The organism is Nocardioides proteolyticus, assembly GCF_051280635.3.
Lineage (GTDB): Bacteria > Actinomycetota > Actinomycetes > Propionibacteriales > Nocardioidaceae > Nocardioides.
On sequence record NZ_JBNBPO030000023.1, the window covers coordinates 53475 to 74871 of the forward strand.

Here is a 21397-nt window from a genome sequence, read left to right on the forward strand (position 1 = left end):
ATTTGGGCGCCGCCGCGGGCCCCCGGAGAATGAGCGCCATGCTGGCACCCGTCCGCGAGGGACTCGCCCTCGGCAGTCTCCGCGTGCAGACGCCCGTCGTGCTCGCGCCGATGGCCGGTGTCACCAACGCCGCCTTCCGGCGGCTCTGTGCGGAGCAGGGCGCCGGCCTCTACGTGTGCGAGATGATCACCAGCCGCGGCCTGGTCGAGGGTGACGAGACCACGAAGCGGATGCTCGTCTTCGACGACGCGGAGCAGGTCCGGTCCGTGCAGCTCTACGGCACCGACCCCGAGTACGTCGGGGGCGCCGCCCGGATCCTGTGCGAGGAGTACGGCGTCGCGCACATCGACCTCAACTTCGGGTGCCCGGTCCCCAAGGTGACGCGCAAGGGCGGCGGCGGCGCCCTGCCGTGGAAGCGCGGCCTGCTCGCCCGGATCCTCGAGGAGGCGGTCGCTGCCGCGACGCCGTACGACGTCCCGGTGACGATGAAGACCCGCAAGGGCCTCGACGACGACCACCTGACCTACCTCGACGCCGGCCGGATCGCGCAGGAGGCCGGCTGCGCCGCCATCGCCCTGCACGGCCGCACCGTCGCCCAGGCCTACTCCGGCCAGGCCGACTGGGAGGCCATCGCCGAGCTCGTCGACCACGTGGACATCCCGGTGCTCGGCAACGGCGACATCTGGGAGGCCGCCGACGCGATCCGGATGGTGAAGCAGACCGGCGTGGACGGTGTCGTGGTGGGGCGCGGCTGCCTCGGCCGGCCGTGGCTGTTCCGCGACCTGGCGGCCGCCTTCGCGGGCGAGCCGGTGACGGCGCTGCCGACCCTCGGCGAGGTGACGGCGATGATGCGGCGTCACGCCGAGCTGCTGACCGAGCACATGGGGGAGGAGCGCGGCTGCAAGGAGTTCCGCAAGCACGTCACCTGGTACCTCAAGGGCTTCCGCGCCGGTGGGGAGCTGCGCCGCTCCCTGGGCCTCGTCGACTCCCTCGCCGCCCTCGACCGGCTGCTCGCCGAGCTCGATCCCACCGAGCCGTACCCGGTGTCCGAGCTGGGCGCGCCGCGGGGACGCCAGGGCTCGCCGCGCAACCGCGTCGTCCTGCCCGAGGGCTGGCTCGACGACACCGACGGCGCGGCCTGCGCCCTCCAGGAGGACGTCGACGAGACCACCGGCGGGTGACGGGGAACACCCCGGTGAGAGGGTTTGTTGATTCGTGAACCATTCTTTCGGTGTGCTTGACTCCCACGTCGTGCCACTCGCCGCTAGGGTGACGGGCACGGCCGGAGGCAGGTCGCGAACCGCCCGCCTCCCTTGACCTGCAAGCGACAGCAAAGGAATCAGCGCGTGGCCACCAGCCACAAGCGGGAAACCGCGCGACGTACGCCCCGAGCCGCCGCCCTGGCCGGCTCGCTCGCCGCCCTGGCGACCGGTGCCGTCGTCACCGCCGGAGTGCTCGGCTCCGCAGCGCCCGAGAAGGACCTCGTCGCCGTCGACCGCACCGCGTCGTCGGCCGCGGGCTCGGTCAGCGACAAGACCCGCGAGCTGCCCGTCATCTCGCGCAAGAGCGCACGGAGCGAGAAGCCGAAGGCGGCCGAGAAGCCGAAGCCGCCCAGCGCGCTCGAGAGGCTGCTCGCCGAGAAGGCGGTCGCGAAGGCCGTGCGCAACGCCCGCACCAAGCGCTGGACCACCGAGACGCTGAACCTGTGGACCCGCCCGGACAAGCGCGGGAAGGACATCGGCGACATCGAGCAGGGTGAGCGCGTCCTCGTCACCGGCCGCACCTACGGCGAGCGCGCCGAGGTCGTCGTCGACGGGAAGGCCCGCTGGGTCACCGCCGGCTACTTCAGCGACGAGAAGCCGGCCACGCTCGGCGGCGACTGCACCAACGGCACCACCGTGCCGTCCGCGGTCAGCCCCAACATCAAGAAGGTCCACGCGGCCGTCTGCGCCAACTTCCCCGAGATCACCACCTACGGCACCTTCCGCAGCGACGGCGAGCACGCCCAGGGCATCGCCGTCGACATCATGGTCTCGGGTGCGCGCGGGTGGGAGGTCGCGGAGTTCGTCCGCGCCAACTACGCGGCGCTGGGCGTCAACTACGTGATCTACGCGCAGAAGATCTGGTCGGTCGACCGGTCCGGCGAGGGCTGGCGCGGCATGTCGGACCGCGGGTCCGCCACCGCCAACCACTACGACCACGTCCACGTCACCACCTACTGATTCGCCGGCGACGGTGCGTCCGCGTCGTCGCCGTCGGTCGATAGGGTCCGGGGCGTGGACGAGCTGGAACGGCGCTACGACGAGCACGCGCGCGAGCGGATCGTGCCCGAGCCGCCCAAGCGGGTGGAGGCGCCGGAGCGGCTGGCGTTCGAGCGCGACCGCGCCCGGGTCGTGCACGCCGCGTCGTTCCGGCGGCTGGCCGCCAAGACCCAGGTGGTGGGGCCGCAGAGCGACGACTTCGTCCGCAACCGGCTGACCCACAGCCTCGAGGTGGCGCAGATCGCCCGCGACCTGTCCCGGGCGCTCGGCACCCATCCCGACATCACCGAGACGGCCGCACTGGCGCACGACCTCGGGCACCCGCCGTTCGGGCACAACGGCGAGCGGGCGCTGGCCGCGCTCGCCGCCGACTGCGGTGGCTTCGAGGGCAACGCCCAGACCCTGCGGCTGCTCACCCGGCTGGAGGCGAAGTCCACCGATCCCGCCGGGGAGTCGGTCGGGCTGAACCTCACCCGGGCCACCCTGGACGCCTGCACGAAGTACCCGTGGTCCCGGGCCGACGCCCCGAGCACCGGCCGGCTGCACGCCGACGGCACCCCGGCCGAGGACACCAAGTTCGGCGTGTACGACGACGACCGGGCGGCCTTCGACTGGGTGCGTCGCGCGGCCCCCGGCCGACGCCGCTGCATGGAGGCGCAGGTGATGGACCTCGCCGACGACGTCGCCTACTCGGTCCACGACGTCGAGGACGGCACGGTCGCCGGCAAGGTCGACCTGACCCGGCTCGACACCGCCGGCGTGTGGTCGACCGTGCGCGCCTGGTACCTCCCTGACGCGACCGACGACGAGCTCGACGCGGTCCTCGACCGGCTCCGGTCGATCGGCAGCTGGCCGCGGGCGGCGTACGACGGCCGGCGGGGGAGCCTGGCCGCGCTGAAGAACCTGACGAGCGACCTGATCGGCCGCTTCTGCGGCGCGGTCCAGCAGGCGACGTTCGCCGCGGCCGACGGGCCGTTCGTCCGCTACGCGGCGGACCTGGTGGTGCCGTCCGACACCTGGGCGGAGATCACGGTGCTGAAGGGGATCGCCGCCCACTACGTGATGCAGGACGATGCGCGGGTGGCGCTCCAGGAGCGGCAGCGGGCGCTGCTGGCCGACCTGGTCGCCGTCCTGCTCGACCGTGCGCCGGAGGCGCTGGACGAGGCGTTCGCCGGGGACTGGGAGCGGGCGCCCGACGACGCGGCGCGCACCCGGGTGGTCATCGACCAGGTCGCCTCGCTCACCGACGCCAGCGCGGTGGCCTGGCACGAGCGGCTCTGCCGCTAGCCTGAACATCCCCGGCGGGCGGTGGACCCTCGGGAAGCGACAGGCCGGCCGCGGCCCTGGGGGCTGCGGCCGGCCTGTGCCGACGATCTGTCGAGGATGCTCAGCCGGTCACCGGCACGTGCGACTCGACCGGGACGGGCGACGGAGCCTCGTCGACCGGGTCGCCCGGGTCACCCGGGTCGTTGGTGACCTCGCCGCAGGTGGCCGACGCCACGGTCAGCTCCACCTGGTCGAGCAGGTTGACGTAGAGCGCGTCGACCGTGAAGGTGCCGTTGGCGTTGGGCGTCTGGCGGTTCGCCGTGATGGTGAGCAGGCCGGGGATCACCACGGAGGCGTTCGGCTCGTCCACGTCGATGTCGACCGGCAGGCCGAGGGCGCTGAGGTCGGTGATCACGGTCGTGCCGGCGTCGCCGGTGCACTCGGCGATGACCGCGTCGGCGCCGATCAGCTGGTCGTCACCGGCCAGCACGTCGCACAGGCCGGCGAGCTGGAGGCTGGTGAGCCGCGAGAGGTCGAGCGCGCCGAGCAGGCTCAGGTCGAGCGGGCTGCCGTCGGTGGCGTCGCTGATCTGGTCGAGCACGCCGCCGATCTGGGTCAGGATCGGGTTGAGCACCTGCTCGTCGAGGGGCCCGGTCACCTGGCTGAGCGCGTCGGTCAGCTGGGTGCACGCGTCACCGAGCGGACCGGTGACCTCCGGCGGGAGCTGGGCGAGCAGGCCGTCGCCGACACCCAGGTCGGTGACGCTCGCCTCGGCCGCGCCGTTCTGCGCGCTGGCGTTGACCACGCCGCCGCTGACGAGGGGGTTGTCCGGGAGCGCGATCAGGGAGTCGCTGACCGGGGCGCCGTCGGTGGACTCGACGAACGGCGTCGGCTCGATCACCTCGTTGCCGCCGATGGTCAGCTCCAGGCCGAACGCCGAGGACGGCTCTCCGGCCGCGCTCGCAGTGCCGCCGCCCGCGAGCAGGGCGACGGACGCCGCGCCGGTCACCAGCAGGAGGGCGCCGGCGACCGGGGCCAGGTGCCTCTTGATCTTCATGGGGGATCCCTTCGTCTTCATCTCTTGTCGAAAGCTCAGGTGGGGCACGGCTCAGACCTCGTCGACCATGACGGGCGTGCCGAGCGGGACGGTCCGGACCACGTCGAGAGCCTCATCGGGCACCCGCACGCAGCCGTGGCTGACGGCCTTGCCGAACACCGACGGGTCCGTCCAGCCGTGGATGGCCACGGTGCCGGGCCCGCCGCCGTAGGAGTCCAGCGTGTCGCTGTGGCTCCCGAGCGGCAGGATGACCGGCGAGAACGGCTGCTTGTCGTCGATGATCTGGCCCAGGACGAAGGTGCGTCCGGTCGGCGTCGGCGTGCCCTCGGCGCCGATCGCGACCGGCCACGAGCCCACGAGCTCGTTGTCCTCGAGGACCTCCATCGTGCGCTGGCCGAGGTGCACCCTGATCAGGAACCGGCTGTGCGCCTCGCGCAGCGTCGAGGACCGGATCCAGCCGGTGGAGCCGTTGGGTCGCGACGGCAGCATCACCTGCACCCAGTCGCGGTTGCGGGTGATCACCGGCAGCCAGGTGTCGCCGAACTGCTTCGGGCCGATCCGTGCGAACGGCGTCCCGCCGGGCTCGTCGTACAGGGCGACGACCCGCTTGGGATGCACCACGGTGCCCTTCGGCACCCGGTCGGGCCGCGGATCCTGCGGAGCCGCCTCGATCGTCGCCTCCGTCGAGCTGAGCGGCAGGGAGGCCAGGTCGACCTTCGCGTCGGAGGACGTCGGCCTCGTCGGCTCCGCCTCGTCGCCGCCGCCGCGGAAGACCATGATCAGCGCGGAGACCCCGAAGAGGAGCGCCACGAGCACGACGGGCCAGGTGACGCGCGAGCGCGCGGACGCCTGATCCATGCTCGGTCCCTCCCCGATTGCTCATCCCACGCTCCCGCCTTCCGGCCCCCTCCGGACATGCAACGAGACACCTGGGACTTAGGTCACGCGCAGCCTAGCGTCTCCGGCCGTCGCACCTCCATGTGCACGGGCGGGATGAGACGCCGGCGCGCCCCGTAGGATCGCGCCATGGCTGGACGGATCCGTGACGAGGACATCGCCGCGGTCCGCGAGAGGGTCCGCATCGACGAGGTCGTCTCCGGCTACGTCACGCTCCGCAACGCCGGCGGCGGCTCGCTCAAGGGCCTGTGCCCGTTCCACGACGAGAAGTCCCCGTCGTTCCACGTGACGCCCGCCCGCCAGTTCTGGCACTGCTTCGGCTGCGGCGAGGGCGGCGACATCTTCACGTTCCTGATGAAGATGGACGGCCTGACGTTCGTCGAGGCCGTCGAGCGGATGGCCGACAAGTACGGCGTCCAGCTGCGGCGTGAGGAGGGCGGCACCGACGACCGGCCGAAGGGTCCGCAGCGGCGCCGGCTCGTCGAGGCCCACGCCGTCGCACAGGAGTTCTACGCCGAGCAGCTCGGCTCGCCCGAGGCCCTCCAGGCGCGGCAGTTCCTGGACCAGCGTGGCTTCGACCAGGAGGCGGCCCTCCGGTTCGGCGTCGGGTTCGCGCCTCGCGACGGCGAAGCGCTCTGGCGACACCTGAGCGGCCGCCGGTTCACCTCCGAGGAGGTCGTCGCGGCCGGGCTGGTGGCGATGGGCCGGTCGCTCTACGACCGGTTCCGCGGGCGGCTGCTCTGGCCGATCCGCGACGCCTCCGGCGACACGATCGGGTTCGGTGCCCGGCGCATCTTCGACGACGACCGGATCGACGCGAAGTACCTCAACACGCCGGAGACCCCCATCTACAAGAAGAGCCAGGTGCTCTACGGCATCGACCTGGCCCGGCGGGAGATCGCCCGGACCTCGCAGGCGGTGGTGGTCGAGGGCTACACCGACGTCATGGCCTGCCACCTCGCCGGGGTGGGCACGGCCGTCGCGACGTGCGGCACGGCGTTCGGCGACGACCACGCGCGGGTGCTGCGCCGGTTCCTCGACGACCACGAGGAGTTCCGCACCGAGGTCGTCTTCACCTTCGACGGCGACGAGGCCGGGCAGAAGGCCGCGCTGCGCACGTTCGAGGGCGACCAGCGGTTCGTGGCGCAGACCTACGTCGCCGTCGCACCGCAGGGCATGGACCCCTGCGAGCTCCGCATCAAGGAGGGCGACGCCGCCGTGCGCGAGCTCGTCGCCACCCGCAAGCCGCTCTACCGCTTCGTCCTCGACAACGTGGTCGGCCGCTACGACCTCGACCGCGCCGACAGCCGGGTCGACGCCCTGCGCGCGGGCGCCCGGCTGGTCGCCAGCATCCGCGACCGGTCCAAGGTCGACGCCTTCGCCCGCGAGCTCGCCGGCATGGTCGGGGTCGACGTCGACGAGGCCCGGGCGGAGGTACGCCGCGCCGCCGCCCGCGGCTCGTCGGCGCCCACCGGGCAGCGCACCCCGCAGCCTCCCGACCACGGGCAGCCGCGGTCAACCGTCCCCGACCTGCGCGACCCGCGGTTCGGGATCGAGCGCGAGACCCTCAAGCTGGTGCTGCAGCACCCGGTGGCGATCGGGCGGACGACGGCGGACATCGGCGCCAACGACTTCACCCACCCCACCTACCGCGCGGTCTGGGACCTGGTGGCGGCCGCGGGTGGTCCGGCGGCGGGCCAGGCGGACCCGGCGTGGGTGACCCGGGTCCGGGAGGGCGCGACCGACCCGGCGGTGTCCTCGGCGATCAGCGCGCTCGCGGTCGAGCCGATCCCGGCGTCGCGGGAGGTCGACGCCGCCTACGTCGCGCACCACGTGCACCGGCTGCAGGAGCTGACCGCGCTGCGCCGGATCAGCGAGCTGAAGTCGCGGCTGCAGCGGACCAACCCGGTCGAGCAGGCGAGCGACTACAACAAGATGTTCGGTGAGCTGGCGGCGCTCGAGCAGCACCGGCGCACGCTTCGCGAGAAGATCGTGAGCAGCGCGTCGTGAGGTTCCCTCCGCTTCCGGGCCGCAAGCCGCCGCTCGAGGTCGCCCAGGGTGAGCGGCTGCTCGCGTGGGCCGCCGTGACGGGCTCCGGCGAGGCCGTCGGAGGCACTCGCGACGCGCTGTACCTCCCGCAGCGGGTGCCGTGGGAGCAGGTGGCCAGCGCCGACTGGGACCAGGATGCTTCGGAGCTGCGGGTCGTGGAGATCGGCTCGTTCGGCGAGCCGGCGCCCACGCACGTCGTACGCCTCGACGACGCGCCGCGCTTCCTGCAGCTGGTGCGGGAGCGGGTCACGGCCAGCATCGCCCTCCAGCGGCACGTCACGGTGCGCGGCCGGCTCGGAGCGCGGATCCTCGCCCGGCGGGCGCCGGGCGGGCGCGGCAGCCTGGCCTGGTTCGTCGAGTACGACGACGGCCTGGACCCCGCCGACCCGAAGGTCGCGGCGGTGGTCGAGCGAGCGCTCGCCGGGGCCCGAGCCGACATCGGCGACGGGGCGGCTGGCGATTTCTGAGGCCGCGACCGGCCTTGCTAGTGTTTCCCCGCTGCTCGGCGCCCCGGCGCCCGGCAGGCCAGCATTCCCCCGTAGCTCAATTGGCAGAGCATGCGACTGTTAATCGCAGGGTTATTGGTTCGAGTCCAATCGGGGGAGCCACAAGAACGCCGTTGACCGGGGAGACGTCCGGTCCGGGCTCGCCTCCGCGTGTGGGGCAGATCTAGCCCAGCGCCACGGCCAGCAGCAGCACGAGCACGCAGACCGCGACCGCCACGACGACGGCCAGCATGATCGGTCTGCTCCGCGGGCCTGCCGGCGGGGCGAACGCGTCGGCGGTCGAGGGGACATCGTCGTCGTCCTTGCGCTCACTCTCCACGAGCTCCTCCTTCGGTCGGGGACACCACATCAACACACCACCCGACCACAGTGCCAGTGTCGGGGTCACCCTTGTGGCGTCGGCTGCACGCACCTGCCATTTTTGTCGCCATTCCGCCGGTCGGACGACAAATTCGCCTGGTGCGTCGCGCTCAGGCCGCCCGCCCTCCACCTCGGCGGACGTCGTCGACGCAGGACCCGCCGATGCAACCAAAGCGCCTCCCGTGACGTCTTGGTGACCGTAGGGTGTCGCCGTGCCGATCCGGGAGGTGTCGTGATGCGCGCCTCCGTGGTGAGGACGTCGCTCGTCGTCCTCGGCGTGCTGGTGTCCCTGGGGCTGGTCCTCGCGCTGGTCCTCGGCTCGACCGCGCGCCACACCCGCGCCGCCACCGGCGGTCCCCGCACCGACGCGGCGACGACGGTGCCGCCGTCGCCGCAGCCGACCGAGCAGGGGTCGGCCGGCGCACTGCCGGACCGGCCCAACGTGGTCGTCGTGATGGCCGACGACATGCGGGTCGACGACCTCGCGTTCGCGCCGAGCCTGCGCCGCCTCGTGGCCGACCACGGCGTCTCGTTCGAGAACTCGTTCTCGCCGTTCCCGCTGTGCTGCCCGGCCCGGGCGTCGTTCTTGACCGGGCAGTACGCCCACAACCACAAGGTCCTCTGGCACGAGCCGCCGTTCGGGTACGGCGCCTTCGACGACTCGCGCACCCTGGCGACGTCCCTGCAGGAGGCCGGCTACCGCACCGGCTTCATCGGGAAGTACCTCAACCGCTACGGGATCGACCCGGCGAAGGTGACGGGTGCGCCGTCGTACACCTATGTGCCGAACGGCTGGACCGACTGGCGCGCCGCCATCGAGAACCCGGGCAACGCCGGGTTCGACGGCCAGACCTACGACTACTACGACACGCCGTTCAACGTGAACGGGGTCGTCGACGACACCCACGAGGGCGTCTACCAGAGCCAGGTCATCGGCGACTTCTCCGTCGACATGGCGGGTCGGTTCGCGGCCGCGGGAGACCCGTTCTTCATGTACGTCAACTACGTGGCGCCGCACCACGGCGAACCGGTCGAGCCCGGCGACCCGCACGACCTGCGCGACACGCGCGGCGACCTGGTGCACGTGGTCACCCCGTCCCGGCCCGAGTGGGTGCGGGGGCGGTACGACGCCCGGGTCGACCGCGCCTCCGGGGTGGCCGTGACCGGGGAGCCGGTCGAGACCGACCTCGCCGACAAGCCGCCGGTCGTGCAGGACCGCTCCCGGCTGATCGGCGGCGACGTCGCGGTCGCGCTGCGTGAGGCGACCCGTCAACGCGCGGAGTCGATCCACGTGATGGACCTGCACATCGCTCGCCTCGTGCGGGAGCTGAAGCGGTCGGGGGAGTGGGACGACACGGTCTTCGTGTTCACCTCCGACAACGGCATGCTGATGGGCGAGCACGGCCTCAGCATGACGAAGGTGCGCGCCTACGAGCCGTCCCTCCGGGTGCCGCTCCTGGTGACCGGACCGGGACTCCGGGACCCGCAGCAGCGCTACGACCCCGTGTCGACGGTCGACCTGACGGCCACCATCCTCGACCTGGCGCGGGCCAGGGCGCCGCACCCGGCCGACGGCCAGAGCCGGCTGCCGTCGCTGGTCGCGGGCGACCGGGGGTGGACCACGCCGATCGTCACCGAGGCGGTGCGCACCTCGGAGGGCGACGATCCCGCGTTCCGCGACCGCCGGACGACCATCGGCCTGCGGGTCAGCCAGTACTCCTACACCCGCTACCGCGACGGCTCCGGCGAGCTCTACGACCTCGTTGCGGACCCGCGCCAGGACCGCAACGTCTACGGCTCGCGCGAGTACGCCGCCGTGCGCCGGGCCCTCGACCGGCTGTGGCTGGAGGTCAAGGGCTGTCGCGGCCGGGGCTGTGCGCAGCCGCTTCCGCCGCTGCTCTCGGCCGACGCCGGGCAGAACGAGGCGAACACCGTCGCCTACTGGGACGAGATCGTCCGCGCCTACGGCTGGGACGACTGACGGCGTCCCCGGCCGCGACCCGCACGCCCACACTGGGCTCACACAGGAGTCGCACAGGTGGGTGCGGCAGTCTGGTGCCATGACCGAGACCGCCGCCCGCGCCGACGGCACGCCGCTCCGCGCGCTGGTCGTCGACGACGAGGTCAACATCGCCGAGCTCGTCGCCATGGCGCTGCGCTACGAGGGCTGGGCCGTCGACACCGCCCACTCCGGCGGGGAGGCGGTGGCCGCCGCCCGGTCGAGCGTCCCGGACGTCGTCGTGCTGGACATGATGCTGCCGGACTTCGACGGGATGGAGGTGCTCCGCCGGATCCGGTCGGCGGACCCCGCCGTACCCGTCCTGTTCCTGACCGCGCGCGACGCGGTCGAGGACCGGGTCGCCGGCCTCACCGCGGGCGGGGACGACTACGTGACCAAGCCGTTCTCGCTCGAGGAGCTGGTCGCCCGGCTCCGGGCTCTCGTGCGCCGGGCCGGTGTCGCCCAGGAGCACGGGCGGTCCACCCTCGCCGTCGGCGACCTGGTGCTCGACGAGGACAGCCGCGAGGTGACCCGCGGGGGTGAGCAGATCAGCCTCACGGCGACCGAGTTCGAGCTGCTCCGCTACCTGATGCGCAACCCCCGCCGCGTGCTGAGCAAGGCCCAGATCCTCGACCGGGTCTGGAACTACGACTTCGGCGGCCAGGCCAACGTGGTCGAGCTCTACATCTCCTACCTCCGCAAGAAGATCGATGCCGGCCGCCCGCCGATGATCCACACGATGCGCGGCGCCGGCTACGTGCTGAAGCCGGCCACCTGATGGCGCTGCGCCTTCCGCGGTCGCTGACGTCACGGCTGGTCGTCACCTCCGTGGCGCTGGTCGCCGTGGTGTCGCTGCTGATCGGCGCGGCGACCACCCTCGCGATGCGGGCCTGGCTGATGGACCGGCTCGACCAGGACGTCGCCGACTCGCTGCGGAGGCTGACCTACGGCGGCGGTCCGGACCCGCGTCCCTCGGGCATCGGCGTTCCCGAGCGGTACGGCGATCCCGAGCCCGGTCCCGATCCGGACCCAGGCGTCGCCGACCGGTACGGCAACCTCCGCGGGCTCGAGGTGGGCACCCTCTGCGCCTACCGCGGCCGCGGTGCCGACGAGGGCTTCGTGATGGCCGACACCGGGCGCGGCCCGGCGGCGGTCGCCCTCGACGAGGAGGCCGTCGACGAGCTCCTCGCCGCCGCCGACGACGACGAGGTGCGCACCGTCGACGTGCCCGGGCGTGGCCCCCACCGGGCGCTCGCGCACGTCCGCGACGACGGCGGCGTCACGGCCGTCGCGCTCCCCACCGACGACGTCGACGAGGCGACGCTCTCGCTGGTCCGCTGGGAGGTGGTGCTGGCGCTGCTCGGCATCCTCGTCGCCGGGCTGGCCGCCAGGCTCGTCGTACGACGCCAGCTGCGGCCGCTCACGGAGGTGGCCGCGACCGCGCACGCGGTGACGGCGCTTCCCCTGGACTCCGGCGAGATCGGCGTGACGGAGCGGGTCCCGGCCCACCTGACCGACGCGCGCACGGAGGCGGGGCAGGTGGGCGCGGCGCTCAACCGGCTGCTGGCGCACGTCGAGTCGTCGCTGTCCGCGCGCCACCGCAGCGAGCAGCAGGTGCGCCAGTTCGTCGCCGACGCCTCCCACGAGCTGCGCACGCCGCTCACCACGATCGCCGGCTACACCGAGCTGGCGCGGCGGCGGGGTGACCAGGAGACGGCCGGCGTGGCTCTGGCCAAGGTCGAGGAGGAGGCGCAGCGGATGACGGCGCTGGTCGAGGACCTGCTCCTCCTCGCCCGTCTGGACGCGGGTCGGCCCCTCGCCTCCGAGCCGGTCGACCTCACCCGGCTGCTGCTCGAGGCGGTGGACGACGCCCGGGTCGTCGCCCCCGACCACGTCTGGCGCATCGTGCTGCCCGAGGCCGCCGAGCCGGTCGAGGTGACCGGTGACGGACGTCGTCTGCACCAGGTGGTGACCAACCTGCTCGCCAACGCTCGCAAGTACACCCCGCCGGGCACCACGGTGACGGTCACGGTGCGCCCGGACGGGTTCGACGTCCACGACGACGGACCGGGCTTCCCGCCCGACCTGGTCGACACCGCCTTCGAGCGGTTCACCCGCGGCGACGCCGCTCGCCAGCGCGCCGACGGGGTCGGGCTCGGGCTGGCGCTGGTGCAGGCGATCGTCGGCGCCCACGGCGGCCGCGTCGCGCTGCGGACCCGGCCGGGGAGCACGACGGTCGCCGTGCACCTGCCCTGACCCGGCTCGACCGCACTGACCTGCGGGAAACCGTTGGCGCCGGGACCTCACCGTCGGTCACCCTTCCCGGGTGACCACGTGGAGCAGTGCGGTGTGGACGACGCCTGCCTTCACCCGCGAGCTGTGCGCGTTCGTCGGCAGCGCCGTCACCGGCGCGGCGCAGATCCGGCTGGTCCGGAAGCGGCCGTGGTCGGCGGTCTGGCGGGTGGAGGCCGGCGGCACCGTCGGCTACGCCAAGCAGAACTGCCCCGGCCAGGCGCACGAGGCGCGGCTCGTCAGCCGGCTGGCGACGCTCGCCCCCGGCTACGTCGTGCCGGTGGTCGCGGCCGACTCCGAGCGCGACCTTTTGCTGACCGAGGACCTCGGCCCGACGCTCGACGAGTCGGAGGGCGGCGACGTCGACCGGTGGTGCCGCGTCGTGACCGCCGCCGCCTACCTGCAGCGGCAGACCGCCGGCCGGCTCGACGAGGTGGGCCTCACCAGCCTCCCGCCCGGCGACGCCACGACGTACGTCGCCGACGCGGCGGGCCGGCTCGGCGCCCTTCCCGCGGACGATCCCCGTCGCCTCGCACCCGAGGCGGCCTCCCGGGTGCAGGCGCTGCTGCCGGTGATCGCCCGGTGGGCCGAGGAGGTCGAGGACCTCGCACTGCCGCTGACCCTCCTCCACAACGACCTGCACACCGGCAACGTCGTGGAGCAGGAGGGACGGCTGCGGTTCTTCGACTTCGGAGATGCCGTCCTGGCAGAGCCACTCGGCAACCTCCTCGTGCCCCTGATGATGGCGGGCCACGAGCTGGACGCCGCCCCCGACGACCCCCGGCTGTGGCGGATAGCCGACGCCGCGCTCGAGGTGTGGAGCGACCTGGTGCCGCTGCGCGAGCTCCGCGCGGCGCTGCCGGCCGCCCTGCGGCTGGCCCGGCTGGCCCGGGTCGAGTCCTGGCGCCGGTGCGTGGCTTCGATGACCCCCAGCGAGCACGCCGAGTACGGCTCGGCCCCGGCCGCCTGGCTCGCCATGCTGACCGACGACCCGCCCCTCGGCGCGTCCGCCCACTAGGGTTTGGCCCGCACGGGGCGGTAGCTCAGTCGGTCAGAGCAGAGGACTCATAATCCTTGGGTCGTGGGTTCGAGCCCCACCCGCCCCACAGGTCCGTGGTCCGTGCGACCGGCGAAGGCAGCGGTCAGTCGCCCCAGCCCATCGGGAACACCTCGAACGGCGCGGCGAACCGCACGCCCAGGCGGGAGCCGGCGCCGCGCGCCATGCCCTCCAGCGACTCGCGGGGGTCCCAGTCCTCCCAGCCGAGGCCCTCGATGTACGCGGCGTGCGCGAGGAGGGACGCCACGCCGGTCTCGAACGTCTCGGTGGTGTCGACCGCGTGGGTGGCGTCGGGGGAGCCGAAGGCCCACACCTCGCGGACCCCGCCCCACGGCTCGAGGTCGTCGCCGAGATGCTCGGGGAAGACCCACCGGTTGCCGGCGTCGCGTACGGCGTCCAGCACGGCCCGGCCGACCGCGATGTGGTCGGCCTGGTTGAGGTTGCGGCCGCCCCAGGTCTCCCGGAAGTTGCCGGTGACGACGATCTCGGGACGGTGCCGCCGTACGACGCCCGCGAGCAGCCGCCGCAGCGGGACGCCGTACTCCAGGACGCCGTCCGGCTCCCGGAGGAAGTCGACGGTGTCGACGCCGACGATCCGGGACGACTCCACCTGCTCGGCCTCGCGCACCTCACGGCACCTCTCCGGCTCGAGGCCGTCGATGCCGGCCTCGCCGCTGGTCACCATGCAGTAGCCGACGGTCTTGCCCTGGCCGGTCCAACGCGCGACCGCGGCCGCAGCCCCGAACTCCATGTCGTCGGGGTGCGCCACGATGCACAGCGCGCGCTGCCAGTCCTCGTCGAGCGGGAGCAGCGGAGGTGGCGCGTCCGTCATGCGACGAGCATGTCAGTCGCCGACGCCGAGCGCCACGAGCAGGATGAGGACCGCCATGACGGCGAACGTCAGCCCGTGGAACCGGGCGACGAGACCGGGGATCTGCTTCTCGGCCACCCGCACGTCGGCGGGCTCGGCCGCGGGCCGGTCGTCCACCGTGGCTCTGCCCGTGAGCGCCTTCAGCGACATGAAGCCGCCCAGAGCCGCGGTTGCCACGATGACGCCCAGCGTCGCCCACGCGAAGCCGGTCTCCCCGGAGACCAGGTAGAGGATCCAGAGCACCACGGTGGAGCCGGCCGCCGCCGGGTGCAGCACGGCGACCAGGTCGGGGATCCGGGTGGCACGGGCGTTGCTGTTCTTCTGCCCGGCGCCCAGCACGAAGCTGTAGAGGTACATGCCCACGAGGACCTGGACCACGAGCAGGAACATCACGAGCTCAGACATGCCCATCGCAGTACCCGGCGGGCCGGTCGGCACTCAGGCCAGCCGGGTCCGCTCCATCAGGGCGAGGGCGTCGTGCGGCGCGTAGCCCTTGGCGTCGTTGTCGAAGTAGACGTAGACGTCGGCCTGCTCCGCCCACGTCAGGCACTTGCTCGCCCACCGGTCGAGGGCCTCGGGCGTGTAGCCGCTCACGTAGAGCTCGGTGTCGCCGTGGAGGCGCACGTAGACGACGTCGCTCGTGACCGCCTCGGCCTCCGGCCAGCGGCCCGCCGTGTCGGCGATGACGCAGCCGATGTCGTGGGTGCGCATCTGGGCGAACGACTCGTCGGTGCAGAAGCTGCGGTGGCGGAACTCCAGCACGTGGCGCAGCGGCCGGTCGGCGTCGTACGAGGTCAGCACCCGGTCGCCCGTCAACCGGTCGTCGTGCTTCTCGGCGAGTGCCGACGCCTCGGCGGTGGTCCGCGGGAGCAGGGCGTAGAACTGCTCCATCAGCCCGGCGTCGTACTGCACGACCTCGGGCAGCTGCCACAGCACCGGCCCCAGCTTCGGGCCGAGCGCGAGCACGCCCGAGGCGAAGAAGTTGGCCAGCGGCGCCTCCACGTCCCGCAGCTTCTTGAGGTGGGTGATGAACCGCCCGCCCTTGACGGCGAACACGAACCCCGGTGGCGTCGCGTCCCGCCAGGCGGCGTACGACGACGGCCGCTGCAGCGAGTAGAAGGAGCCGTTGATCTCCAGCGACTGCATCCGCTCGGCGATGTAGGCCAGCTCCGTCCGTTGGACGAGGCCCTTGGGGTAGAAGTCGCCGCGCCACCGGGGGTAGGACCACCCGGAGGTGCCGACGCGGATGCTGCCCATGCGGCCGCGGTACCCCGCTCCTGGAGCCGGAAACCCGGCGCGGACCTACGCTGCTCGCTGTGATCAAGTACCTCGGGTCGAAGCGCACGCTGGTGCCGGTGCTCGGGGACCTCGCCGTGGCCGCCGGCGCGCGCACCGCCGTCGACCTGTTCACCGGCACCACCCGCGTCGCCCAGGAGCTGAAGCGTCGCGGGATGGTCGTCACCGCGGCCGACCTGGCGTCGTACTCCGCCGTGCTGAGCGACTGCTACGTCGCCACCGACGCTGCGGCGGTCGACGTGCCGGCACTCGACGCCGAGCTGGCGCGGCTGGCGGCGCTTCCCGGCCGGCGGGGCTACTTCACCGAGACCTTCTGCGAGCGCGCCCGGTTCTTCCAGCCCAAGAACGGGATGCGGGTCGACGCCGTCCGCGACGCGATCGAGCGCGACCACCCGCCCGGGAGTGCGCTGCGGCCGCTGCTGCTGACCAGCCTGATGCTGGCCGCCGACCGGGTCGACTCGACGACCGGCGTGCACATGGCCTACCTCAAGCAGTGGGCGCCGCGCGCGCACCGCGACCTCGACCTCCGCCGGCCCGACCTGATCGCCGGTCCCGGCGCCACCGTGACCGGAGACGCGATGGCCGTGGTCGACGTGCTGGAGCCGGTCGACCTGGCCTACGTCGACCCGCCGTACAACCAGCACCGCTACTTCGCGAACTACCACATCTGGGAGACCCTGGTCCGCTGGGACGCTCCGGACCACTACGGGGTCGCCTGCAAGCGGGTCGACGCCCGCGACCGGCGCAGCGTCTTCAACAGCCGGCGCACGATGCCGCAGGCGCTCGCGGACCTGCTCGGCCGGCTGCGGGCGGAGGTGGTGGTCGTCTCCTACAACGACGAGTCGTGGGTCACGCCGGAGCAGATGACCGGCGCCCTGCGCGACGCGGGCCACGCCGAGGTCGCACTGCTCGCCTTCGACCACAAGCGCTACGTCGGTGCCCAGATCGGCATCCACAACCGCGCCGGCGAGCGGGTGGGGGAGGTGGGCCGGCTCCGCAACGTCGAGTACGTCTTCGTCGCAGGCCCGGGCGAGCGGGTCGAGGCGGCGGTCAGAGCTGCCGCGCCGACGACCCCGCGATGAGCAGCCGGTCGCCCCGCCGCACGAGGTGCAGGGTCACCGCCTCCGTCCGCCGTGCCCCGTCCGGCAGCGCGTAGCGGTAGGTGTAGGCCACCGTCATCGCCCCCGGGTCCGCCGAGACGCTGAGGATGCGCGGGTCCTCGATCGACGACCAGAACTCGTGGTAGCGCGGGCTCTGCTGCTGGTAGTCGCGGGTCAGTCGGGTGAACCCGCGGTCGGGGTCCCGGCTCGCGGTCGCGACGTAGCGGCGCGCGAACCGCTCCAGCCGGGCCGCGGTGGGCGGCCGGGGCGTCGCCGTACCGGTCGTCGTACGACGCGGCGCGGGGCGCGTCGACGGAGCGGGGCTCGACGCACTCGGCCGGCCGTCGCCCGCGCGGCCCGCGTCTCCCTGGTCGCTCGCTCCGCCCGCCAGGACCAGCCCCGCACCGACGACGGCGAGCAGCACGATGACGGCCGCCCCGAGGATCCCGAGCGCCACGCCGCCGCTCCGTCCCATGGCCGGCGGCACCGCGGACGCGGCCGATGGAGCGGTCCGCTCGACCTTGCCGACGTCGCCGACGCGGGCGCGCAGATAGCCGACGACGTCCGCCATCGAGGGACGGTCGGCCGGCTCGGGGAGCAGCGCCAGCTCGGTCAGCGGACGCAGCCAGCCGCCGTCGCGAGGACCGGACGGCCGCGCGTACGGCGGGCGGCCGGTGGCGGTGTGGTGGAGGACTCCGGCGAACGACCAGACGTCCGCCGCGGGGCCGGGCCGGGCGCCCGCAGCGACCTCCGGCGCGAGGAACACCCGCTCCGGCGCCGACGCGCCGGGGGCGAGCAGCGCCGCGCCCGCCCCGCCGACCTCGATCGCGGCGGGCGAGACGGCACCGTGCACCCGCTCCGCGGCGTGGAGCTCCGCCAGCGACTCGGCGACCGGCAGCAGCAGGCGCGCCGCGGTGTCCGGCGCGAGCGGACCACGGTCGCGCACGTGCTCCGCGAGCCGGGGGGCGTGCTCGCTCACCCGCGGAAGGCTACCGCCGTCCGGACCCGCCCACCGGCGGTTCGGACCACCGGCGACCCGGTTCGGCGGCCCTCAGCTGGCGTCGGCGATCAGCAGCCGGCCGTCCCGCTTCACCAGCTCGAGCGTCACCCGCTCCGTGCGGGTGCCCGCGCCCGGGAACCGGTAGCGATAGGTGTAGGTGACCGTCATCGCCGCCGGGTCGGCCGCCAGCTCGAGGATGCGCGGGTTGCTCATCGAGCCCCAGAACTCGTCGTACCGCGGGCTGCGGTTCTGGTAGCCCGGGGTGAGCATCCGGAAGCCGGCGGTCGGGTTGCGCTCCGCGGTGCGCACGTAGGTGCGGGCGAAGTCCCGCAGCTCGGCCGCGGTCGGCGGCTCGTAGGTCGGGGGAGCGTCGGTGGTCGGGTCGTCCTGGGGCGGCGCCTCGTCGGACGCGGCGTCGTCCGTCGCCTGCGGGAACGGCTCGGTGGGGCTCGGTTCGTCGCTCCCGCTGGCGGGCACCGTGTCGCTCGGCGCTGCCGTGGCGCCGGACTGCCCGCCGCCGTCGTCGCTGGTCCCCAGCGCGAAGGTCAGGCCGGTCACCAGGAGCACGGTGGCGACCGCAGCGGCGACGACCACCGTGCGCCGCAGCCCGGTCACGGCGCGGCGGGGCGGATGGTTCCGGCGCGACCGGGCCCCGCGCTGCGCGACGGGCGGCCGACGGGTCTCCACCGTGCCGGCGGCGACCGCGACGGTGGCCAGGCCCGGGCTGCCGGCGAGCTCCTCGGGGGCGGGCGACTCGGCGGACGGCAGGAAGAGCGTCGGCCGCGACACGTCCGGGGTCCGGGCATACAGGAAGTCCCGCACCTCCGCCATGGACGGCCGTCCGGCCGGGTCGTGGGTCAGCGTCATCTCGAGCAGCGGCGCGAGCCAGCCGGCCGAGGGCAGCCGCGGCGGCTCCTCGTGCACGATCCGGTAGAGCACAGCGAGTACGGCGTTGTCCTCGTCCTCGCGGTGGTACGGCGGCCGTCCGGCGAGCGCGTGGTAGAGGGTGGCGCCGAAGGACCAGACGTCGCTGGCCGGCGTGGCACTCCCGCCGGTCGCCACCTCGGGGGCCAGGTAGGCGGGGGAGCCGGTCACCGCGCCGGTTTGGGTGAGCGTGGCGTCCTGCATGGTGCGCGCGATCCCGAAGTCGGTCAGCTTCGCCTCGCCGTCCCGGCGGACGAGGATGTTGGACGGCTTCACGTCCCGGTGCACGATTCCGACGTCGTGCGCGAACGCGAGCGCGTCGGCGACCGGCGCGATCATCGCCGCCAGGTCGTCCGGCGGGAGCGGCCCGCGCTCCTTGATCAGGGCCGAGAGGGGCGAGCCGTCGACGTACTCCATGACGAGCCAGTGGTGGTCCTCGTCGTGGACCAGGTCGAAGACCGAGATCACGTGCGGGTGGCTGACCTGGGCCGCGAGCCGCGCCTCGCGCTCGGCGCGGATCGTCTCGGTCTGGTCACCGCCGGGCACGGGTCCGACGCGCTTGATGGCGACGGTGCGGTCGAGGATCTCGTCGGTGGCAGCCCAGACAGCACCACACGCCCCCCTGCCCACCTCGTGGTCGAGCGTGTACCTGTCGGCCACCCGTGCTGCTGCCATGTCGTCTCGGCGGTACCCACTCACCGCCGGCGGAACCCGTTGTGTCGTCTCCGTGCGGATGGGGCAGGCTGGGCTCCGCAATCAGCACGATCCGCGAACCGGAAGGACCGACGTGTCCGTCGACACCACCCTCCTCGACGACCTGGCGTGGCGAGGCCTGCTGGCCGAGTCCACCGACCGCGATGCGCTGCGCGCGGCGCTGGCGGAGGGGAGCGTCCGGTTCTACGTGGGGTTCGACCCGACCGCGCCCAGCCTCCACATGGGCCACCTCGTGCAGATCCTGACCGCGCGGCGACTCCAGCTCGCCGGGCACCAGCCGCACGCGCTGGTGGGCGGCGCCACCGGGATGATCGGCGACCCCCGCGACTCCGGTGAGCGCACCCTCAACTCGCTGGACACGGTGAAGGAGTGGACCGACCGGGTCCGCGGCCAGATCGAGCCGTTCCTGTCCTTCGAGGGCGACAACGCCGCGCGGATGGTGAACAACTACGACTGGACCGCCTCGCTGTCCACGATCGACTTCCTGCGCGACATCGGCAAGCACTTCCCGGTCAACCGGATGCTCGCCCGCGACGTGGTGGCGCGCCGGCTGGAGCAGGGCATCAGCTACACCGAGTTCAGCTACGTCCTGCTGCAGTCCTACGACTTCCTCACCCTCTACCGCGACCTCGGCGTGACGCTCCAGTTCGGCGGCTCCGACCAGTGGGGCAACCTGACGGCCGGCGTGGAGCTGATCAGGCGAGCGGAGGGCGGCAAGGCGCACGCCTTCGCGACGCCGCTGCTCACCAAGAGCGACGGCACGAAGTACGGCAAGACCGAGGGCGGAGCGCTCTGGCTCGACCCGGCGATGCTCCCGCCGTACGCCTTCCACCAGTTCTGGCTCAACGTCGAGGACGAGAAGGTCGGCGAGCTGCTGCGCGTCTTCACCTTCCTCTCCCGCTCCGAGATCGAGGAGCTGGAGGCAAGGCACGCGGAGAAGCCCTTCCTCCGGGAGGCCCAGAAGGTCCTCGCCGACGAGGTCACCACGCTGGTCCACGGCGCGCAGGAGACCGAGCAGGCCAAGGCTGCCGCCGCCGCGCTGTTCGGCGCGGGCGACGTGACGACCCTGGCGCCGGAGACCCTCGGCGCCGCCCTCGGCGAGGCCGGAGCGGTCGAGGTGAGCGCAGCGGACGGCCTCCCCGACGTGGTCGAGCTGCTGGTGCTCACCGGGCTGGCGAAGTCGAGGGGGGAGGCCCGCCGCACCGTCGGGGAGGGCGGCGCCTACGTCAACAACGTGCGCGTGGACGACCCCGAGCACGTCCCGTCCGCGACCGACCTGATCGGCGGCACCTGGCTCGTGCTGCGCCGGGGCAAGAAGCGCTTCGCCGGCGTCCGGGTCGTCTGAGGAGGGCCTCCCGCCGCCCTGTGGGCCGGGTCACCCCACCCCGATTTGTGCGCCGTCGGGGGAGTGTCGTAATGTTCTACTCGTCGCAGGGAGCGGCGGGAGGCAAGACGCCAGTCAGGCGGAGGGCTTCCGGCCCCGGCGGCCACGTTCCTCGCACTCCACTCGGGTGCTGGTCCGAAAAGCAGGCCTTGTGGGCCTGGTACAGGCCAGAGCCGAAGCGGTACGGCGCGGAACAACCATCAGCGCGAGGAAGAACCGGCGACGGGAAACCTCGAAGCGTGTGATGTTTGAGAACTCAACAGTGTGTCATGCATATGTTTGTTGTGTATTTGTTTGTGCCAGCGCCCTTGTTTGTGGGGGTGTTGGTGGGTTTTCGGCAATGATGATTCTGGCAGAAGATGCC

Annotated in this window: 19 protein-coding genes and 2 tRNA genes; 13 read left to right on the top strand and 8 right to left on the bottom strand. The window is 73.1% G+C overall.

Features of this window, described 5'->3' with window-relative positions; translation table 11 throughout:
• Positions 1-29 precede the first annotated feature (29 nt).
• The 3 genes from dusB (at position 30) to ACPOLA_RS14390 (ending at position 3548) form a co-directional block, all read left to right on the top strand.
• Positions 30-1181, top strand: a complete 1152-nt coding sequence (gene dusB, locus ACPOLA_RS14380) for a tRNA dihydrouridine synthase DusB (protein WP_435771128.1) — start codon at positions 30-32, stop codon at positions 1179-1181.
• Between the two features lie 165 nt (positions 1182-1346).
• The gene (locus ACPOLA_RS14385; protein ID WP_435771129.1) at positions 1347-2222 is read left to right on the top strand and encodes a VldE C-terminal domain-containing protein; all 876 of its coding nucleotides are present in this window, start codon (positions 1347-1349) and stop codon (positions 2220-2222) included.
• 54 nt (positions 2223-2276) lie between these two features.
• On the top strand, positions 2277-3548 hold the full coding sequence (locus ACPOLA_RS14390) for a deoxyguanosinetriphosphate triphosphohydrolase (protein ID WP_435771130.1): 1272 nt from the start codon (positions 2277-2279) through the stop codon (positions 3546-3548).
• A gap of 100 nt (positions 3549-3648) precedes the next feature.
• On the opposite strand, the gene ACPOLA_RS14395 is transcribed toward ACPOLA_RS14390, so the two are convergent.
• Positions 3649-4584 (bottom strand): choice-of-anchor P family protein, encoded by a 936-nt coding sequence (locus tag ACPOLA_RS14395; protein WP_435771131.1) that lies wholly within the window; start codon positions 4582-4584, stop codon positions 3649-3651.
• 51 nt (positions 4585-4635) lie between these two features.
• Positions 4636-5442 carry a L,D-transpeptidase gene (locus tag ACPOLA_RS14400; RefSeq protein WP_435771132.1) on the bottom strand — a complete coding sequence of 269 codons (807 nt, stop codon included), beginning with the start codon at positions 5440-5442 and terminating at the stop codon, positions 4636-4638.
• A 168-nt stretch (positions 5443-5610) separates the two neighbouring features.
• On the opposite strand from ACPOLA_RS14400, the gene dnaG reads away from it, so the two are divergent.
• The 3 genes from dnaG to ACPOLA_RS14415 all read left to right on the top strand — a co-directional run bounded on the left by dnaG (position 5611) and on the right by ACPOLA_RS14415 (position 8138).
• A complete protein-coding gene (dnaG, locus tag ACPOLA_RS14405; RefSeq protein WP_435771133.1) occupies positions 5611-7491 on the top strand; it encodes a DNA primase in 1881 nt (626 codons plus the stop codon).
• Positions 7488-7997, top strand: a complete 510-nt coding sequence (locus ACPOLA_RS14410; protein ID WP_435771134.1) for a hypothetical protein — start codon at positions 7488-7490, stop codon at positions 7995-7997. The genes dnaG and ACPOLA_RS14410 overlap by 4 nt, the downstream gene beginning before the upstream one ends.
• A 65-nt stretch (positions 7998-8062) precedes the next feature.
• Positions 8063-8138: transfer RNA gene (locus tag ACPOLA_RS14415), tRNA-Asn, on the top strand.
• 61 nt (positions 8139-8199) lie between these two features.
• Here ACPOLA_RS14415 and ACPOLA_RS14420 read toward each other — a convergent pair.
• Positions 8200-8355 carry a hypothetical protein gene (locus tag ACPOLA_RS14420; RefSeq protein ID WP_435771135.1) on the bottom strand — a complete coding sequence of 52 codons (156 nt, stop codon included), beginning with the start codon at positions 8353-8355 and terminating at the stop codon, positions 8200-8202.
• A 276-nt stretch (positions 8356-8631) separates the two neighbouring features.
• Here ACPOLA_RS14420 and ACPOLA_RS14425 point away from each other — a divergent pair, with 276 nt between their 5' ends.
• From ACPOLA_RS14425 to ACPOLA_RS14445, 5 genes are all read left to right on the top strand, one after another.
• Positions 8632-10377, top strand: coding sequence for a sulfatase family protein (locus tag ACPOLA_RS14425; RefSeq protein WP_435771136.1), 1746 nt, complete (start codon positions 8632-8634; stop codon positions 10375-10377).
• 79 nt (positions 10378-10456) lie between these two features.
• Positions 10457-11173 (top strand): response regulator transcription factor, encoded by a 717-nt coding sequence (locus tag ACPOLA_RS14430; RefSeq protein ID WP_435771137.1) that lies wholly within the window; start codon positions 10457-10459, stop codon positions 11171-11173.
• The gene (locus ACPOLA_RS14435) at positions 11173-12651 is read left to right on the top strand and encodes a sensor histidine kinase (RefSeq protein WP_435771138.1); all 1479 of its coding nucleotides are present in this window, start codon (positions 11173-11175) and stop codon (positions 12649-12651) included. The genes ACPOLA_RS14430 and ACPOLA_RS14435 overlap by 1 nt, the downstream gene beginning before the upstream one ends.
• Positions 12652-12721: 70 nt before the next feature.
• Entirely contained in the window at positions 12722-13705 is a 984-nt protein-coding gene (locus tag ACPOLA_RS14440) for an aminoglycoside phosphotransferase family protein (protein WP_435771139.1), read from the top strand.
• 14 nt (positions 13706-13719) lie between these two features.
• Positions 13720-13793: transfer RNA gene (locus ACPOLA_RS14445), tRNA-Ile, on the top strand.
• 36 nt (positions 13794-13829) lie between these two features.
• Here ACPOLA_RS14445 and ACPOLA_RS14450 read toward each other — a convergent pair.
• Genes ACPOLA_RS14450 through ACPOLA_RS14460 form a run of 3 tightly spaced genes read right to left on the bottom strand, consistent with a single transcriptional unit; the run spans position 13830 to position 15872 of the window.
• Positions 13830-14576 (bottom strand): PIG-L deacetylase family protein, encoded by a 747-nt coding sequence (locus tag ACPOLA_RS14450; protein ID WP_435771140.1) that lies wholly within the window; start codon positions 14574-14576, stop codon positions 13830-13832.
• Positions 14577-14588: 12 nt separating this feature from the next.
• A complete protein-coding gene (locus ACPOLA_RS14455) occupies positions 14589-15020 on the bottom strand; it encodes a hypothetical protein (RefSeq protein WP_435771141.1) in 432 nt (143 codons plus the stop codon).
• 33 nt (positions 15021-15053) lie between these two features.
• Entirely contained in the window at positions 15054-15872 is an 819-nt protein-coding gene (locus ACPOLA_RS14460) for a DUF72 domain-containing protein (protein WP_435771142.1), read from the bottom strand.
• A gap of 59 nt (positions 15873-15931) precedes the next feature.
• Between ACPOLA_RS14460 and ACPOLA_RS14465 the strand changes: the two genes are divergently transcribed.
• On the top strand, positions 15932-16993 hold the full coding sequence (locus tag ACPOLA_RS14465; RefSeq protein ID WP_435771143.1) for a DNA adenine methylase: 1062 nt from the start codon (positions 15932-15934) through the stop codon (positions 16991-16993).
• Here the strand turns inward: ACPOLA_RS14465 and ACPOLA_RS14470 are convergent.
• The gene (locus ACPOLA_RS14470) at positions 16962-17990 is read right to left on the bottom strand and encodes a serine/threonine-protein kinase (RefSeq protein ID WP_435771144.1); all 1029 of its coding nucleotides are present in this window, start codon (positions 17988-17990) and stop codon (positions 16962-16964) included. The two genes, ACPOLA_RS14465 and ACPOLA_RS14470, sit on opposite strands and share 32 nt — an antisense overlap.
• Before the next feature lie 72 nt (positions 17991-18062).
• Positions 18063-19610: a serine/threonine-protein kinase gene (locus ACPOLA_RS14475; RefSeq protein WP_435771145.1), complete on the bottom strand. Its 1548-nt coding sequence runs from the start codon at positions 19608-19610 to the stop codon at positions 18063-18065.
• A gap of 112 nt (positions 19611-19722) precedes the next feature.
• Here ACPOLA_RS14475 and tyrS point away from each other — a divergent pair, with 112 nt between their 5' ends.
• Positions 19723-20994 (top strand): tyrosine--tRNA ligase, encoded by a 1272-nt coding sequence (gene tyrS / locus ACPOLA_RS14480; protein ID WP_435771146.1) that lies wholly within the window; start codon positions 19723-19725, stop codon positions 20992-20994.
• The last annotated feature ends 403 nt before the right edge of the window (positions 20995-21397 follow it).